This window comes from Pseudomonas sp. 3MA1 (genome assembly GCF_029237275.1).
Lineage (GTDB): Bacteria > Pseudomonadota > Gammaproteobacteria > Pseudomonadales > Pseudomonadaceae > Aquipseudomonas > Aquipseudomonas fluorescens_AP.
In genome coordinates this window covers 64,189-79,531 of record NZ_JAACFX010000002.1, presented here as the reverse complement: position 1 = coordinate 79,531, position 15,343 = coordinate 64,189, and the positions used below count along the sequence as shown (strand labels likewise).

Sequence of the window (15,343 nt, the reverse complement as noted above, 5' to 3'; positions counted from 1 at the left end):
GAATGCGACCGATGAAAAAACTAGTATTAGCAGCTGCTTTGTTGAGTCTTGCGGGAACAGCCCTTGCCGCCGGCAAGCCGTGCGAGGAGCTGAAAAGCGAGATCGCCGCGAAGATCGACGCCAAGGGCGCCAAGCATTATTCGCTGGAAGTGGTCGACAAAGGCGCGGCGGCGGATGGCAAAGTGGTTGGCACCTGCGAAGCGGGCACCAAGGAAATCGTCTACAAGCGCGGTTAAGCCCCTGTAGATGTTCATGAAAAAGCCGACGCCAGGGCGTCGGCTTTTTCATGCCTGGCGTTCAGCCTTGCATCACCTGTGACAGCAGCTCGTAGGAGTGCAGCCGGTCGGCGTGCTCGTACAGATCGCAGGTGAAGATCAGCTCATCGGCGCCGGTCTGTTCGATCAGGACTTCCAGCTTGGCGCGGATTTTCGCCGGGCTGCCGATCATCGCCAGGCCAAGGAAACTCGACACCGCTTCCTTCTCGTGGGGCAGCCACAGGCCGTCCATGCTGTTGACCGGCTTGCGCTGCACCAGGCTCTGGCCACGCATCAGCGCGAGGATCCGCTGGTACACCGAGGTTGCCAGGTAGTTGGCCTGTTCATCGCTATCGGCCGCCACCAGTGGCACCCCCAGCATCACGTAGGGCTTGTCGAGCACCGCCGAAGGTTTGAAGTGATTGCGATAGACGCGAATCGCCTCATGCAGATAGCGCGGTGCGAAATGTGAGGCGAAGGCGTAGGGCAAACCCCGTTCCCCAGCCAATTGCGCACTGAACAGGCTGGAGCCCAGCAGCCACACCGGTACGTTGGTGCCGCTGCCCGGCATGGCGATTACCCGTTGCTCCGGGGTCCGCGGACCGAGGTAGGCCATCAGCTCCGCCACGTCCTCGGGGAAGTCGTCGGCGCTGCCGGAACGTTCGCGGCGCAGAGAGCGGGCGGTCATCTGGTCGGAGCCCGGCGCGCGCCCCAGGCCCAGGTCGATGCGTCCCGGGTACAGGCTTTCCAGGGTGCCGAACTGTTCGGCGATCACCAGCGGCGCATGGTTGGGCAGCATGACGCCGCCGGAACCGACGCGAATCGTCGACGTCCCGCCGGCCAGATAGCCGATCAGGACCGAGGTGGCGGAGCTGGCGATGCCGTCCATGTTGTGGTGTTCGGCGACCCAGAAGCGCGTGTAGCCGAGCTTTTCCACATGTTGCGCCAGGTTCAGGGAATTGCGCAGGGACTGCGCCGGGCTGCCGTCTTCACGCACGGGCACCAGGTCGAGGGTCGAGTATTTAACAGCGGACAGTGGTTGCATGAGCCTGCTTCTCCTTGAGGGTGCGCAGGCCTTTGTCATGAGCCAAAACCTGCCGAAGTCTGTAAGTCAGATCTATGCAATGTGGGCATATACCCGAGATTCAATAGCCAGAGTGAATTTGTCGGATAAAGAGCCTCGCTGCACACCGGCTGAACTTTGCCATCAGATCTATCCTCAGAACCCTTAGGCAACAGAAACCAACGTGGTGCGAGCATTCGCATCGGTTCTTGAGGAGAAAGAGATGAGTATCAAAAAGAAAGCCTCGGCTCATTGGGAAGGTGATCTGAAAACCGGCATCGGCTCGATCTCGACCGAAACCGGGGTCTTGCGCGAGGCGCCCTACGGTTTCAAGGCCCGTTTCGAGGGAGGCAAGGGCACCAATCCGGAGGAGTTGATCGGTGCCGCCCATGCGGGGTGCTTCTCCATGGCCTTCTCGATGATTCTCGGCGAGGCCGGGCTCAAGGCCGACAGCATCGACACCCAGGCCGAAGTGACCCTGGATCAGGTCGACGGCGGCTTCGCCATCACTGCGGTGCACCTGATCCTCAAGGCGAAGATCCCCGGCGCCAGCCAGCAGCAGTTCACGGAGCTGAGCAACAAGGCCAAGGAAGGGTGTCCGGTGTCCAAGGTGCTCAACGCCAAGATCAGCCTGGAAGCGACGCTGCTGGGTTGATGGTTGTGCCGGCAAGCCGGCTCCTGCTTTGGTTGGCAGGAGCCGGCTTGCCGGCGAATGCGTCTGTGCGGCGCACACGCACCTGTGGTCGAATACGCGGCGGCGGCTTCAGCGCACCTTCGTGCGCGCCGCAGCAAGGGAGCTTTGGATCATGAAACGTTTTGCCTGGGTGGTTGCAAGTTGCGCGCTGGCCACATCGGCCCTCGCCGCCCCCAAGCCCTGTGATGAACTCAAGGCCGAGATCGAAGCCAAGATCCAGGCCCAGGGCGTACCGTCCTACACCCTGGAAATCGTCACCAATGACGAAGTCCACGACAACAACATGGTGGTCGGCAGCTGCGAGAACGGCACCAAGAAGATCATCTACCAGAAGAACGATCGCTGAGCCGCTTCAAGGCACGCAGTTGATCATGCGTTCCTCGGCCACGATCTCGCCCTTGGCGTCGTACAGTCGGGCGCTGGGGGTGAAGGCCAGGTTGCGCGCTTCCAGGCGATAGCGCTGGCCGGCCTGGAAATGGTCGTAGCGCAGGGTCAGGTAGCACAGGCGCTCCTGGGGATCGTTGTTCATGCCCATGCCGCCGCTGAACACTTCGAAGTCAAAGCGCACCATCAATTCGTGGCTGCCGGGGCTGACCTGAAAGTAGCGACCGTCTTTGAGGCGCTGGTTGTCCAGGCGCTCGGCCATGACCAGTTTGCCACCCGGGGTTGGCGTGGCCAGGTCGATCCAGGCCTGTTGCGGATCGACATTGGGCAAGGGGCTGGAACAGGCGCCGAGGGCGGCGAGGCTGAGGATGAGTAGTAGCTGGCGCATGACAGTGGCCGATTGAACGTGGGGAATTCGAGCATAACGCTGATCAACGGCCTTGGCAGCCCGCTGGTCGTGTTGCCTGGCATGTTGCGCGACGTCACGGGTGCCTGGCGCAGTGTCGGGCTGGCGAGATAGTCTTGCCGACAGATTTTTTCGGATGACCCACATTGAACAGGCCGCCTTCTTGCCATCGGATACGTGCTGCCGTTTCCCGTGTCCTGCTGCCGCTCCTGGTGCTTGGCCTGCTCAGCGGTTGCAGCAGCCTGGGTTACTACAGCCAGCTGGCCAGCGGACAGTTGCAGCTGTTGCGCGCGCGCACCCCGGTGGCCGAGGTGCTGGCCGACCCTGCTCGCGACCCGACCCTGCGGGCCCATCTGGCCCAGTCGCAACAGGCCCGGGACTTTGCCAGCCGGCACCTGCACCTGCCGGACAACAGCAGCTACCGGCTGTACGTCGACATCGGCCGGCCCTATGTGGTGTGGAATGTGTTCGCCACGCCGGAGTTTTCCCTGAGTCCGCAAACCCATTGCTTTCCCATTGCCGGTTGCGTGGCCTATCGCGGCTACTACAGCCAGGGCGCGGCTCGCGGCGAGGCGGCGCTGCAGCGCCAACAAGGCATGGACGTGGCGATTGGCGGGGTGGAGGCCTATTCGACCCTGGGCTGGTTCGATGACCCGATCATCAGTTCGATGATGCACTGGGGCGACGAGCGCCTGGCGACCCTGATCTTCCATGAGCTGGCGCATCAGCGCTTCTATGTGAAGGACGACACCGAGTTCAATGAGTCCTTCGCCACCTTCGTCGAGCAGGAAGGCACCCGGCAATGGCGGGCCTATCGTGGGCTGGCGCCCCAGGACGATGCCGATGTGCGTCAGCGCGATCAGTTCATCCAGCTGTTGCTGGACACCCGCCAGCGCCTGGAACGCCTGTACGCCCTGCCCTTGCCCGCCGAGCAGATGCGCCAGCGCAAGGCGCAGGCCTTCGAGACGTTGCGCCGGGAATACCGGCAGATGCGGGACAGCCAGTGGGCCGGTTCCAAGCGCTATGACGCCTGGATCGACCAGCCGCTGAACAACGCCCGGTTGCTGCCCTTTGGCCTGTACGACCAGTGGGTGCCGGCGTTTGCCGCGTTGTTCAAGCAGGTCAATGGCGACTGGCCGGCGTTCTTCCTTGCCGTGGAGAAGCTGGGGCGCCTGCCGGCCGAGCAGCGCAAGGCTGATTTGCTCAAGTTGCAGAATGCCGTCGCCGACCACCAGGCGCCGAGCCTGTAGCAGCCTGCCGGCCGGCGAACAGCGGTTCTAACCCCGCAAAAACGCCTGATGCAACTCGGCCAGCGTCTCAAAGTGATAGGCCGGCGCCTCGGCGCTCAACTCCTCGCGGCTGCCAAAGCCATAGCCCACCGCCGCCGCATCCAGGCCATTGCGCTTGGCGCCGATCAGGTCGTGCTTGCGGTCGCCGATCATCAGGGTGCTGGCCGGGTCCAGCTGTTCCTGCTCCAGCAGATGGGCGATCAGCTCCACCTTGTCGGTGCGGGTGCCGTCCAGTTCGCTGCCGTAGATCACCTTGAAGTGGCGGGCGAAGTCGAAGTGGCGGGCGATTTCCCGGGCGAAGACCCAGGGCTTGGACGTCGCGATGTACAGCTGCCGCCCTTGCCCGACGAGGGTTTCCAGCAATGGCGTGACGCCGTCGAAGACGCGGTTTTCATACAGGCCGGTGACCTTGAAGCGTTCGCGGTAGAAATTCACCGCCTCCCAGGCCCGGGCCTCGTCGAAACCGTAGAACTGCATGAAAGCCTGCAACAGCGGCGGGCCGATGAAGTGCTCCAGCCGGGTCAGGTCCGGCTCGTCGATACCCAACTGGCCCAGGGCGAACTGGATCGAGCGGGTAATGCCCTCGCGGGGATCGGTCAGGGTGCCGTCGAGGTCGAACAGGACGGTTTGGTAATGCATGGCGGTTCCTCGGCAGTCAGTAGCGGATCAGGGCCGGTCGTAGCCTTCGGCCAGGTGCAGGTCCTTGAGTTTCACGTAGTTGGCGGCGCTGTAGGTGAAGAAAGCGCGCTCCTTGTCGGTCAGCGGGCGCGCCTGCTTCACCGGGCTGCCGACATACAGAAAGCCGCTTTCCAGGCGCTTGCCCGGCGGCACCAGGCTGCCGGCGCCGACAATCACTTCGTCTTCCACCACCGCGCCGTCCATGACGATGCTGCCCATGCCGATCAGCACCCGGCTGCCGATGCGGCAACCGTGGAGCATGACTTTGTGGGCGATGGTCACGTCGTCGCCGATCAGCAGCGGGAAGCCGTCGGGGTTGAACGGGCCGGCGTGGGTGATGTGCAGCACGCTGGCGTCCTGCACGCTGGTGCGCGCGCCGATGCGGATGCTGTGCATGTCGCCGCGGATCACCGTCAACGGCCAGACCGAGCTGTCGGCGCCGATCTCGACGTCGCCGATGACCACCGCCGAGTGGTCGACAAAGGCCCGTTCGCCCAGGCTCGGGGTGTGGTTCTGATAGCTGCGAATGGCCAAGTGCGAATGCCTCTCTGAGATTTATTAATGGGGGCTATAGCTGCGGTGGCGGCTCATTGTAATTAAGATGGTGCTACGTTTCCCTGCATGTTTCTTCCAGCCAAGGTGCCCACCGTGAGTGTGAACAACCCTCTTCTGCAGCCCTACGACCTGCCGCCGTTCTCGGCGATCCGCGCCGAGCATGTGCAACCGGCCATCGAACAGATCCTGGCTGACAACCGCGCCGCCATCGCTGAAATCCTCAAGACCCAAGCCACCCAGCCCACCTGGGCCGGCCTGGTATTGGCCATGGACGAGCTCAATGACCGCCTGAGCGCGGCCTGGAGCCCGGTCAGCCACCTCAACGCGGTGTGCAACAGCGCCGAACTGCGTGAAGCCTACGAGGCCTGCCTGCCGGCCTTGAGCGCCTACTCCACGGAAATGGGCCAGAACCGCGAGCTGTTCCAGGCCTTCGACGCCCTGGCCAAGAGCCCCGAAGCCGCCGGTTTTGACGTGGCGCAGAAAACCATCCTCGAACACTCCCTGCGCGACTTCCGCCTGTCGGGCATCGACCTGCCGCCCGAGCAGCAACAGCGCTACGCCGAGGTACAAAGCCGGCTCTCGGAGCTGGCCAGCCGTTTCTCCAACCAGTTGCTGGACGCCACCCAGGCCTGGACCAAGCACATCACCGATGAAGCGGCCCTGGCCGGCCTGACCGACTCGGCCAAGGCGCAGATGGCCGCCGCGGCCCAGGCCAAAGGCCTGGACGGCTGGCTGATCACCCTGGAATTCCCCAGCTATTACGCGGTGATGACCTACGCCCAGGACCGAGCCCTGCGCGAAGAGGTCTATGCCGCCTACTGCACCCGGGCGTCGGACCAAGGCCCCAACGCTGGTCAGAACGATAACGGCCCGGTGATGGAAGAGATCCTCGACCTGCGTCAGGAACTGGCCAAGCTCCTGGGCTTTGCCAGCTTTTCCGAGCTGAGCCTGGCCACCAAGATGGCCGAGTCCAGCGATCAGGTGCTGAGCTTCCTGCGGGACCTGGCCAAGCGCAGCAAACCCTTTGCCGCCCAGGACCTGGAACAGCTCAAGGCCTATGCCGCCGAACAGGGTTGCCCCGATCTGCAAAGCTGGGACAGCGGTTTCTATGGCGAGAAGCTGCGCGAGCAACGCTACAGCGTGTCCCAGGAAGCCCTGCGCGCCTACTTCCCCATCGACAAGGTACTTGGCGGCCTGTTCGCCATCGTCCAGCGCCTGTACGGCATCGAGATCGCCGAGCAGCAAGGCTTCGACAGCTGGCACCCGGATGTACGGCTGTTCGAAATCAAGGAAAACGGCCAGCACGTCGGCCGCTTCTTCTTCGACCTGTATGCCCGCCCCAACAAGCGCGGCGGTGCCTGGATGGACGGTGCCCGCGATCGGCGCCGCACCGTTGACGGTGTGTTGCAGAGCCCGGTGGCCAACCTGGTGTGCAACTTCACCCCGGCCGACAGCGGCAAGCCGGCGTTGTTGACCCACGACGAAGTCACCACCCTGTTCCACGAATTCGGCCATGGCCTGCACCACCTGCTGACCCGGGTCGAGCACGCCGGGGTTTCCGGGATCAATGGCGTGGCCTGGGACGCGGTGGAGCTGCCGAGCCAGTTCATGGAGAACTGGTGCTGGGAGCCCGAAGGCCTGGCGCTGATCTCCGGTCACTACGAGACCGGCGAGCCGCTGCCTCAGGATCTGCTGCAGAAGATGCTGGCGGCGAAGAACTTCCAGTCCGGGCTGATGATGGTGCGCCAGCTGGAATTCTCGCTGTTCGACTTCGAACTGCATGCCACCCACGGCGACGGCCGCAGCGTGCTGCAAGTGCTGGAAACCGTGCGTGACGAAGTCTCGGTGATGCGTCCGCCGGCCTACAACCGCTTCCCCAACAGCTTCGCCCACATCTTCGCCGGCGGTTACGCGGCGGGTTACTACAGCTACAAATGGGCGGAAGTACTGTCGGCCGATGCCTTCTCCAGGTTCGAGGAAGAGGGTGTGCTCAACCCGGCCACCGGGCGGGCGTTCCGCGAAGCGATCCTGGCGCGTGGCGGCTCCCAGGAGCCGATGGTGCTGTTCGTCGACTTCCGCGGACGGGCGCCGTCGATTGACGCACTCTTGCGCCATAGCGGCCTCAGCGAGGACGCGGCAGCATGAGTGACGCACCCGTGAAGACCAAGAAACGCTTTATCGCCGGGGCGGTGTGCCCGGCGTGCAGTGAGCAGGACAAGCTGATGATGTGGAGCGAGGACGACGTGCCCCATCGCGAATGCGTGGCCTGTGGCTATGCCGACACCCTCAACGCCCAGGGGCTGTCGGTGCCCAAGGAACTGGGAACCCGGGTCAACCACGCGGCCCCCAAGGTCGCCGACACCAAGGTGCAATCGGTGCAGTTTTTCCCCAACCCCAAGTTGAAGAAAAAAACCGACTGACCACGCAAGAAAAAGCCGGCTCCCTCGCAGGAGCCGGCTTGTCGGCGAAGCAATTCGCCACCCCCTTCCCTCGCCACCTGCGCTTTCGCCAGCAAGCTCGCTCCTACAGAGGGGACGGTGCTTAGTGGCTCAGCGGCTTGGTCGCGCCCACCGTCTCGAACCAGCTCTTCACCGAACAGGTGGCGAACACGCTGGTGCTGCAGTCGCCATTGGCCAGCGCGGTGCGCAATTTGTCGACATCGGCCTGCATCATGTAGCGAATGCCGTCCTTGAAGTGGGAACTGTCGCCAAATCCGCCCTGAGTCATTTCATTCAGTGCGTCCTCTTTGCTCCAACCCTGGACCACCACCCGATACATGGCCGACATCAGGCCGGTGCGGTCCGAGCCGTGTTTGCAGTGCATCAGCACCGGGCCCTGGGCTTCGGCGCTCTGGATGGCGCGCAGGGCCTTGAGCACGTCGGCGTCATCCACGTGGTTGGTGCGGTAGGGCAACTGCACCTGGTTGATACCCGGACTCGACAGCCAGCTGGAGTCGGACTCCGCGAGGAAGTTGATCACGGTCCCGACCTTGAGTTTTTCCAGCAGCGGCACCGCGCCCTTGTCCGGCAGGGCGCTGCGGTACAGGGTCGGCGACATCTGATACAGGTTGTATTGCTTCTCCACCGGCTGCGCCCATTGCTCGGGGCGAGCGGCGGGGGCGTCGGCGGCTTGGGCCTGTGGTCCGGCGATCAGTGCCAGCAGCGACAGACAAAGTGCAGGAATGAAGCGGATTCTGGGCATGTGGGGGTCACTGATTGGGGGCATTGAATGTCATGCAGTGTCCTCCGCGCTCGGTTAAAGCTCTGTTAGTCCGCTGTCAAAGAAACGTGAAGTGGATGGGTAATGTCCGGCGGTTTCTGATCTTTTTTCTGGCTGAAACGATTTATCCAGATGCTTAGCCTGCTACCATTTGTAACCAAAGTTTGCTGATGTGTTCATCCACCGGGCCTGCCCCGGCTTTTTGCGTTGCCCAAACATAAAGTCGCGCCATGACGCGGCTGACCTTTCCATCAATGCCTGATGAGGTGCACCGATGTCCGATCAAGATCGAGACAACCCGCGGCGTGAGTTCTTGCGTAAATCCCTGACCCTGATCCCCGTGGTCACTGTCGCCAGTACCGGCCTGGGCAGTTCCATGCTGGCGGCGGCGCCCGAGACGGCTGCCCCCGCCAGGCCGGCGGCGCCGGGCAAGCAGCCCGCAGGCGACCTGAGCTATGAGCCGAGCTACTTCAACGCCGAGGAGTGGGCCTTCATCAAGGCCGCGGTGGAGCGCCTGATTCCGGCCGACGACATGGGCCCGGGTGCCCTGGAAGCCGGGGTGCCGGAGTACATCGACCGACAAATGAACACCCCCTACGCCGCCGGTGCCCTGTGGTACATGCAAGGCCCGTTCAAGGCCGACGCCGCGCCGGAGATGGGCTGGCAGAGCAAGCTGGTGCCCAAGGACATCTATCGCCTGGGCATTGCCGCCGTGGATGCATGGTGCAAAGACCTCAAGGGTCAAGTTTTTGCCGCGCAAGACAGCGCTACCCGAGACGCTTTGCTCAAGCAGCTGGAGGCTGGAACCCCGCAGTTCGAGGCGGTCCCGGCCAAGCTTTTCTTCAATCTGCTGTTGCAGAACACCAAGGAAGGCTTCTTCAGCGATCCGATCCACGGCGGCAATAAAGGCCTGGTGGGCTGGACCCTGATCGGCTTTCCCGGCGCGCGCGCCGATTTCATGGATTGGGTGGAGCGCAACGAGCAATACCCCTTCCCGGCAGTATCGATTCGCGGCGAGAGGGCTTGAGCATGGCAACGGTAATGAAGAAGGTCGACGCGGTGATCGTCGGTTTCGGCTGGACCGGCGCGATCATGGCCAAGGAACTGACCGAGGCCGGGCTCAACGTGCTGGCGCTGGAGCGCGGGCCGATGCAGGACACCTACCCGGATGGCAGTTATCCCCAGGTGATCGACGAACTCACCTACAGCGTGCGCAAGAAACTCTTCCAGGACATTTCCAAAGAGACGGTGACCATTCGCCACAGCGTCAACGACGTGGCCCTGCCCAACCGGCAACTGGGCGCCTTTCTGCCGGGCAACGGCGTGGGCGGTGCCGGCCTGCACTGGTCCGGGGTGCACTTTCGCGTCGATCCCATCGAGCTGCGCATGCGCAGTCATTACGAAGAGCGCTACGGCAAGGGTTTCATCCCCAAGGACATGACCATCCAGGATTTCGGCGTCAGCTACGAAGAGCTGGAGCCGTTCTTCGACTTCGCGGAAAAGGTCTTCGGCACCTCGGGCCAGGCCTGGACCGTGAAAGGGCATCTGGTGGGCGACGGCAAGGGCGGCAACCCCTATGCCCCGGATCGCTCGGACCACTTCCCGCTGGAGTCGCAGAAGAACACCTATTCCGCACAGCTGTTCCAGAAAGCCGCCAATGAAGTGGGCTACAAGCCCTACAACCTGCCGTCGGCCAATACCTCGGGGCCTTACACCAACCCCTACGGCGCGCAAATGGGCCCGTGCAACTTCTGCGGCTTCTGCAGTGGCTACGTCTGCTACATGTATTCCAAGGCCTCGCCCAACGTGAACATTCTGCCGGCCCTCAAGCCGCTGCCGAATTTCGAGTTGCGGCCCAATTCCCACGTGCTCAAGGTCAACCTCGACAGCAGCAAGACCCGCGCCACCGGCGTCACCTACGTCGATGGCCAGGGCCGGGAGATCGAGCAGCCGGCGGATCTGGTGATCCTCGGCGCCTTCCAGTTGCACAACGTGCGGCTGATGCTGCTGTCGGGCATCGGCCAGCCCTACGACCCGATCAGCGGCGAAGGCGTGGTGGGCCGGAACTTCGCCTACCAGAACATGGCCACCATCAAGGCCTACTTCGACAAGGACGTGCACACCAACAACTTCATCGGCGCCGGCGGCAATGGTGTGGCGGTGGACGACTTCAACGCCGACAACTTCGACCACGGCCCGCACGGCTTCGTCGGCGGCTCGCCGATGTGGGTCAACCAGGCCGGCAGCCGGCCGATCGCCGGCACCTCGAACCCGCCGGGCACCCCGACGTGGGGCAGCGCCTGGAAGAAGGCCACTGCCGATTACTACACCCACCAAGTATCCATGGACGCCCACGGCGCGCATCAGTCCTACCGCAGCAACTACCTGGATCTGGACCCGGTTTACCGCGATGCCTACGGCTTGCCCCTGCTGCGGATGACCTTCGACTGGCAGGAAAACGACATCAAGATGAACCGCTTCATGGTCGAGAAGATGGGCAAGATCGCCGAGGCGATGAACCCCAAGGCCATTGCCCGGCTGGGCAAGCAGGTGGGCGAGCACTTCAACACCGCGTCCTACCAGACCACCCACCTGAACGGTGGCGCGATCATGGGCACCGATCCCAAGACCAGCGCCCTGAACCGCTACTTGCAGAGCTGGGACGTGCACAACGTCTTCGTTCCCGGGGCTTCGGCCTTCCCTCAAGGCCTGGGTTACAACCCCACCGGCCTGGTGGCTGCGCTGACCTACTGGTCGGCCCGGGCGATCCGCGAGCAGTACCTGAAGAACCCCGGCCCGCTGGTGCAGGCATAAGGAGCGATGACCATGAAAGCACTCGTTATCGCCACCCTGGCGCTGCTGGGCAGCGCCTTCGTCAACGCCGCCGAGGTGGATCAGCAGGCCCTGGTGAAGCAGGGCGAGTACCTGGCCCGCGCCGGTGACTGCGTGGCTTGCCACACGGCCAAGGACGGCCAGCCGTTCGCCGGCGGGCTGCCGATGGAAACCCCCATCGGCGTGATCTATTCCACCAACATCACCCCGGACAAGACCGGCATCGGCGACTACAGCTTCGAGGACTTCGACCAGGCCGTGCGCCATGGCGTGGCCAAGAACGGCGGTACCCTGTACCCGGCCATGCCCTTCCCGTCCTATGCCCGGGTCAGCGACGCCGACATGCAGGCGCTGTACGCCTACTTCATGAAAGGCGTGGCGCCAGTGGTCCGTGACAACCAGGACAGCGACATTCCCTGGCCCCTGAGCATGCGCTGGCCGCTGGCGATCTGGCGCTGGATGTTCGCCCCAAGCGTGGAGCCTTCGACGGTCGCCGCTGGCGGCGATCCTGTCATCAGCCGTGGCGCCTACTTGGTGGAAGGCCTGGGCCACTGTGGCGCCTGCCATACGCCCCGGGCCCTGACCATGCAGGAGAAGGCCCTGAGCGCCAGCGACGGCAGCGACTTCCTCGCCGGCAGCGCGCCGTTGGAGGGCTGGATCGCCAAGAGCCTGCGCGGTGACCACAAGGATGGCCTGGGCAGCTGGAGCGAAGAGCAACTGGTGCAGTTCCTCAAGACCGGCCGCAGCGATCGCAGCGCGGTGTTCGGCGGCATGAGTGATGTGGTGGTGCACAGCATGCAGTACATGAGCGAGGCCGACCTGACGGCGATTGCCCGCTACCTCAAGTCGCTGCCGGCCAATGACCCCAAGGATCAGCCGCACTCGTATGACCAGCAGGTGGCCGAGGCCCTGTGGAAAGGTGACGACAGCAAGCCGGGGGCTGCGGTGTACATCGACAACTGCGCGGCCTGCCACCGCACCGACGGCCAGGGCTACACCCGGGTGTTCCCGGCGCTGGCGGGCAACCCGGTGCTGCAGTCGGCGGATGCCACCTCGCTGATCCATATCGTGCTCAAGGGCGGCACCCTGCCGGCCACCCACAGCGCGCCGTCGACCTTCAGCATGCCGCCCTTCGCCTGGCGCCTGTCGGACCAGGAGGTGGCCGACGTGGTCAACTTCATCCGCAGCAGCTGGGGCAACCAGGCGTCGGCGGTGCAGCCCGGGGACGTGGCGGCGCTGCGCAATGGCGACCTGCAGAGCCGGTCCAACGACGATTTGGGGCCGTTCTCTCGTCACTGAGGCCAAGGCCGACGCCCGCAGCGGGCGTCGGTCCGGCGCTGGCTGTTCAGCCCTGGGTGAAGCGCTGGATGCCCAAGCGGCTTTCCAGCTGATAGCCGGCGATGCAGTCCGCCAGCCCGGCGTTCATCAGGTCTTCCCAGCTTGCAGGGAGCAGGCCGATGCCGTCGTGGTGGGGGCTCCAGCGCACCTCGGCGAATTTCGGGTCCGCTTCATCGAAGGGTTGCTGGTCGTTCACTGTGGCCTTTTCGATGTCCTGGGTGCACAGCCCGAATTCGCCGGCCAGGCCCCAGAGCTGGCCGTCGGGCGCCCTGACGATGATCAGGTCGGCGCCTTGTTCGTAACTGGGGAGGTAGGCATCTGCCGCGTAGAAGATCTTTTCCAGCCTGCCGCGTGTCCTGGGCATGTTTGCGCTCCTGTTCTTTGAGCCTGCCTTATACCCCAACGCCACAAACCTGTAGGAGCCGGCTTGCCGGCGAAGGTGCGCTAAGGCCTGCGTCGCGCGGGGTAGGTTCGCTTGCGGAGGTGGGTTTCGGTCCGGCGGTGCTGGTCAGATAAAACCGGCTCCATTACTGTATGCGCATACAGTAATGGAGCGCTGCCATGTTCACCCCCCTGCCTCCCCGTGGTCGCGGTACCGCGAGCAATCCGCACAACCGTTTCGCGCCCAACCGTTCGGTGGCCGAGGACGACGGCTGGTACCAGGAGGTGCCGCTGACCCAGGGCACCGAGGTGCGTTTTGAAACGGCGAAATCCATCATTACCCGCAACACCTCGCCAGACCTGCCCTTCGATCGCTCGATCAACCCCTATCGCGGTTGCGAGCACGGCTGCATCTACTGCTACGCGCGGCCCAGCCACGCCTATTGGGACATGTCCCCGGGGCTGGATTTTGAAACCAAGCTGATCGCCAAGAGCAACACCGCCGCCCTGCTGGAGCAGCAACTGTCCAAGCCCGGCTATCGCTGTGCCCCGATCAACCTGGGCTCCAATACCGACCCCTACCAGCCCATCGAGCGCGAGCAGCAACTGACCCGGCGCACCCTGGAAGTGCTGCTGCGCTATCGGCACCCGGTGACCATCGTCACCAAGGGCTCGCTGATCCTGCGGGATCTGGACCTGTTGGCCGAGCTGGCCCGGCAGCGGCTGGTGGCGGTGATGATCAGCCTGACCACCCTGGACGATGAGTTGAAGCGCATTCTCGAACCCCGGGCGGCGGCGCCCAAGGCGCGCCTGCGGGCGATCCGGGTGATGCGCGCCGCGGGGATTCCGGTGGGGGTGCTGTGTTCGCCGATGATCCCGATGATCAACGACAGCGAGCTGGAAAGCCTGCTCAGCGAGGCCCATGCCGCCGGGGCGCAGAGTGCGGCGTACATGATGTTGCGCCTGCCCCTGGAAGTGGCGCCGCTGTTCGAGGAGTGGCTGGCGGCGCATTACCCGCAGCGGGCCGCCCATGTCCTCAGCCTGATCCGCCAGAGCCGTGGCGGTGAGCTGTATGACAGCCGTTTTGGCGCCCGCATGCGCGGCGAGGGACCTTTCGCCGACCTGCTGGCCCAGCGTTTTGCCAAGGCTCTCAAGCGTCTGGGGCTCAATCGCCGCGAGGGGTTCGATCTTGATTGTTCGGCCTTCTGTCCGCCGGGTGGGCAGATGTCGTTGCTCTGAGCGGCGTTGGCCTATCGTTAAGTCGCGGGCGCCGCCGGGCACTTTTTGAGATCGCCAATAGTGTTGTTCTAGAGCCTTGCATTCAGTTTGAGTTAAATTTTTATGGCTACCTTGTTCGTCGAGCGAGCCATGGCTTGCGGTCGGCGGCGCGGTTATTTTTTAATCGATTGCTGGCGTCGTGCCGGATAATTCTGGAAAATTCACCAAATCCGACAGAGAGGCTGAATCATGAGTGACCAGGATAAACAGCCGTTGGCTGCGTCGGCTCCCGCACCCACCGAGGTTGCCGAAACCGCCGATGCAGCGCTGCAGCATATCGTTGACGGCTTTTTGCATTTTCATCATGAAGTCTTCCCGCAGCAGGAAGAATTGTTCAAGAAACTGGCCACGGCCCAGCGGCCGCGGGCGATGTTCATTGCCTGTGCCGATTCGCGCATCGTTCCCGAACTCATCACCCAAAGCTCCCCGGGCGACCTGTTCGTGACCCGCAACGTGGGTAACGTGGTGCCGCCTTACGGGCAGATGAACGGCGGCGTGTCCACGGCGATCGAGTACGCGGTGCTGGCCCTGGGGGTGCATCACATCATCGTCTGCGGGCATTCGGACTGCGGCGCGATGCGCGCGGTGCTCAACCCGCAGAGCCTGGAGAAGATGCCCACGGTCAAGGCCTGGCTGCGCCATGCCGAAGTGGCGCGGACCATGGTCCACGAGAACTGCGATTGCGCCGACGAGTCGTCCAGCATGCATGTGCTGACCGAAGAGAACGTCATCGCCCAGTTGCAGCACCTGCGCACCCACCCTTCCGTGGCCTCGCGCATGGCCAACGGCCAGTTGTTCATCCATGGCTGGGTCTACGACATCGAGAGCAGTTCGATCAAGGCTTACGACGCGGACAAAGGTTGCTTCCTGCCGCTCGATGGCACCCATCCGATCCCCGTGGCAACGCCCAAAGCGCGCTTCTGAGTCCGCCTCAATCCCCTTGAGTGGTTGTAGCCGGGGCTGCCGTTTGGC

17 protein-coding genes are annotated in these 15,343 nt (G+C 63.7%); 11 read left to right on the top strand and 6 right to left on the bottom strand.

What is annotated here, in order from left to right:
• Positions 1-11 precede the first annotated feature (11 nt).
• Positions 12-236: a DUF1161 domain-containing protein gene (locus GWQ44_RS05455; RefSeq protein ID WP_047306749.1), complete on the top strand. Its 225-nt coding sequence runs from the start codon at positions 12-14 to the stop codon at positions 234-236.
• A gap of 61 nt (positions 237-297) precedes the next feature.
• Here the strand turns inward: GWQ44_RS05455 and GWQ44_RS05450 are convergent, their stop codons facing one another.
• On the bottom strand, positions 298-1,299 hold the full coding sequence (locus GWQ44_RS05450; protein ID WP_275926819.1) for an LLM class flavin-dependent oxidoreductase: 1,002 nt from the start codon (positions 1,297-1,299) through the stop codon (positions 298-300).
• A gap of 241 nt (positions 1,300-1,540) precedes the next feature.
• Between GWQ44_RS05450 and GWQ44_RS05445 the strand changes: the two genes are divergently transcribed.
• Complete coding sequence (locus GWQ44_RS05445; protein ID WP_016966922.1) at positions 1,541-1,972, top strand: OsmC family protein; 432 nt, start codon at positions 1,541-1,543, stop codon at positions 1,970-1,972.
• 151 nt (positions 1,973-2,123) lie between these two features.
• Positions 2,124-2,357, top strand: coding sequence for a DUF1161 domain-containing protein (locus tag GWQ44_RS05440; RefSeq protein WP_016967731.1), 234 nt, complete (start codon positions 2,124-2,126; stop codon positions 2,355-2,357).
• Positions 2,358-2,363: 6 nt separating this feature from the next.
• Here GWQ44_RS05440 and GWQ44_RS05435 read toward each other — a convergent pair whose 3' ends face one another.
• Positions 2,364-2,783 carry a hypothetical protein gene (locus GWQ44_RS05435; protein WP_016967730.1) on the bottom strand — a complete coding sequence of 140 codons (420 nt, stop codon included), beginning with the start codon at positions 2,781-2,783 and terminating at the stop codon, positions 2,364-2,366.
• A gap of 191 nt (positions 2,784-2,974) precedes the next feature.
• Between GWQ44_RS05435 and GWQ44_RS05430 the strand changes: the two genes are divergently transcribed.
• Entirely contained in the window at positions 2,975-4,051 is a 1,077-nt protein-coding gene (locus tag GWQ44_RS05430; RefSeq protein ID WP_275927059.1) for an aminopeptidase, read from the top strand.
• A 27-nt stretch (positions 4,052-4,078) separates the two neighbouring features.
• Here GWQ44_RS05430 and GWQ44_RS05425 read toward each other — a convergent pair whose 3' ends face one another.
• Positions 4,079-4,729: an HAD family hydrolase gene (locus GWQ44_RS05425; protein ID WP_016967728.1), complete on the bottom strand. Its 651-nt coding sequence runs from the start codon at positions 4,727-4,729 to the stop codon at positions 4,079-4,081.
• Between the two features lie 27 nt (positions 4,730-4,756).
• The gene (locus GWQ44_RS05420; RefSeq protein WP_275926818.1) at positions 4,757-5,302 is read right to left on the bottom strand and encodes a gamma carbonic anhydrase family protein; all 546 of its coding nucleotides are present in this window, start codon (positions 5,300-5,302) and stop codon (positions 4,757-4,759) included.
• 114 nt (positions 5,303-5,416) lie between these two features.
• On the opposite strand from GWQ44_RS05420, the gene prlC reads away from it, so the two are divergent.
• On the top strand, positions 5,417-7,468 hold the full coding sequence (gene prlC, locus GWQ44_RS05415; protein WP_103740866.1) for an oligopeptidase A: 2,052 nt from the start codon (positions 5,417-5,419) through the stop codon (positions 7,466-7,468).
• Positions 7,465-7,743 carry a YheV family putative zinc ribbon protein gene (locus tag GWQ44_RS05410; RefSeq protein WP_016967725.1) on the top strand — a complete coding sequence of 93 codons (279 nt, stop codon included), beginning with the start codon at positions 7,465-7,467 and terminating at the stop codon, positions 7,741-7,743. The genes prlC and GWQ44_RS05410 overlap by 4 nt, the downstream gene beginning before the upstream one ends.
• Before the next feature lie 121 nt (positions 7,744-7,864).
• Here the strand turns inward: GWQ44_RS05410 and GWQ44_RS05405 are convergent, their stop codons facing one another.
• On the bottom strand, positions 7,865-8,524 hold the full coding sequence (locus tag GWQ44_RS05405) for a tyrosine-protein phosphatase (protein WP_275926817.1): 660 nt from the start codon (positions 8,522-8,524) through the stop codon (positions 7,865-7,867).
• Positions 8,525-8,816: 292 nt separating this feature from the next.
• Here GWQ44_RS05405 and GWQ44_RS05400 point away from each other — a divergent pair, with 292 nt between their 5' ends.
• From GWQ44_RS05400 to GWQ44_RS05390, 3 genes are read left to right on the top strand one after another with little or no spacing between them, the layout of a single operon-like run.
• The gene (locus tag GWQ44_RS05400) at positions 8,817-9,569 is read left to right on the top strand and encodes a gluconate 2-dehydrogenase subunit 3 family protein (protein WP_275926816.1); all 753 of its coding nucleotides are present in this window, start codon (positions 8,817-8,819) and stop codon (positions 9,567-9,569) included.
• A 2-nt stretch (positions 9,570-9,571) separates the two neighbouring features.
• Complete coding sequence (locus tag GWQ44_RS05395) at positions 9,572-11,356, top strand: GMC family oxidoreductase (RefSeq protein WP_275926815.1); 1,785 nt, start codon at positions 9,572-9,574, stop codon at positions 11,354-11,356.
• Between the two features lie 12 nt (positions 11,357-11,368).
• Positions 11,369-12,673 (top strand): cytochrome c, encoded by a 1,305-nt coding sequence (locus tag GWQ44_RS05390; RefSeq protein WP_275926814.1) that lies wholly within the window; start codon positions 11,369-11,371, stop codon positions 12,671-12,673.
• Positions 12,674-12,719: 46 nt separating this feature from the next.
• Here the strand turns inward: GWQ44_RS05390 and GWQ44_RS05385 are convergent, their stop codons facing one another.
• Entirely contained in the window at positions 12,720-13,076 is a 357-nt protein-coding gene (locus GWQ44_RS05385; protein WP_016967720.1) for a hypothetical protein, read from the bottom strand.
• 197 nt (positions 13,077-13,273) lie between these two features.
• Between GWQ44_RS05385 and GWQ44_RS05380 the strand changes: the two genes are divergently transcribed.
• Both GWQ44_RS05380 and GWQ44_RS05375 read left to right on the top strand, forming a co-directional pair.
• Entirely contained in the window at positions 13,274-14,332 is a 1,059-nt protein-coding gene (locus GWQ44_RS05380) for a PA0069 family radical SAM protein (protein WP_275926813.1), read from the top strand.
• Positions 14,333-14,560: 228 nt separating this feature from the next.
• Positions 14,561-15,295 carry a carbonic anhydrase gene (locus tag GWQ44_RS05375; RefSeq protein WP_016967718.1) on the top strand — a complete coding sequence of 245 codons (735 nt, stop codon included), beginning with the start codon at positions 14,561-14,563 and terminating at the stop codon, positions 15,293-15,295.
• Positions 15,296-15,343 lie beyond the last annotated feature (48 nt).

Excerpts from the sequence above, each read along its gene's own strand:
- GWQ44_RS05375 (WP_016967718.1), top strand. The coding sequence starts at position 14,561 with ATGAGTGACCAGGATAAACAGCCGTTGGCTGCGTCGGCTCCCGCACCC.
- GWQ44_RS05445 (WP_016966922.1), top strand. The coding sequence starts at position 1,541 with ATGAGTATCAAAAAGAAAGCCTCGGCTCATTGGGAAGGTGATCTGAAA.
- GWQ44_RS05400 (WP_275926816.1), top strand. The coding sequence starts at position 8,817 with ATGTCCGATCAAGATCGAGACAACCCGCGGCGTGAGTTCTTGCGTAAA.
- GWQ44_RS05450 (WP_275926819.1), bottom strand. The coding sequence starts at position 1,299 with ATGCAACCACTGTCCGCTGTTAAATACTCGACCCTCGACCTGGTGCCC.
- GWQ44_RS05385 (WP_016967720.1), bottom strand. The coding sequence starts at position 13,076 with ATGCCCAGGACACGCGGCAGGCTGGAAAAGATCTTCTACGCGGCAGAT.
- GWQ44_RS05390 (WP_275926814.1), top strand. The coding sequence starts at position 11,369 with ATGAAAGCACTCGTTATCGCCACCCTGGCGCTGCTGGGCAGCGCCTTC.
- GWQ44_RS05410 (WP_016967725.1), top strand. The coding sequence starts at position 7,465 with ATGAGTGACGCACCCGTGAAGACCAAGAAACGCTTTATCGCCGGGGCG.
- GWQ44_RS05395 (WP_275926815.1), top strand. The coding sequence starts at position 9,572 with ATGGCAACGGTAATGAAGAAGGTCGACGCGGTGATCGTCGGTTTCGGC.
- GWQ44_RS05440 (WP_016967731.1), top strand. The coding sequence starts at position 2,124 with ATGAAACGTTTTGCCTGGGTGGTTGCAAGTTGCGCGCTGGCCACATCG.
- GWQ44_RS05425 (WP_016967728.1), bottom strand. The coding sequence starts at position 4,729 with ATGCATTACCAAACCGTCCTGTTCGACCTCGACGGCACCCTGACCGAT.
- GWQ44_RS05405 (WP_275926817.1), bottom strand. The coding sequence starts at position 8,524 with ATGCCCAGAATCCGCTTCATTCCTGCACTTTGTCTGTCGCTGCTGGCA.
- GWQ44_RS05380 (WP_275926813.1), top strand. The coding sequence starts at position 13,274 with ATGTTCACCCCCCTGCCTCCCCGTGGTCGCGGTACCGCGAGCAATCCG.
- GWQ44_RS05455 (WP_047306749.1), top strand. The coding sequence starts at position 12 with ATGAAAAAACTAGTATTAGCAGCTGCTTTGTTGAGTCTTGCGGGAACA.
- GWQ44_RS05435 (WP_016967730.1), bottom strand. The coding sequence starts at position 2,783 with ATGCGCCAGCTACTACTCATCCTCAGCCTCGCCGCCCTCGGCGCCTGT.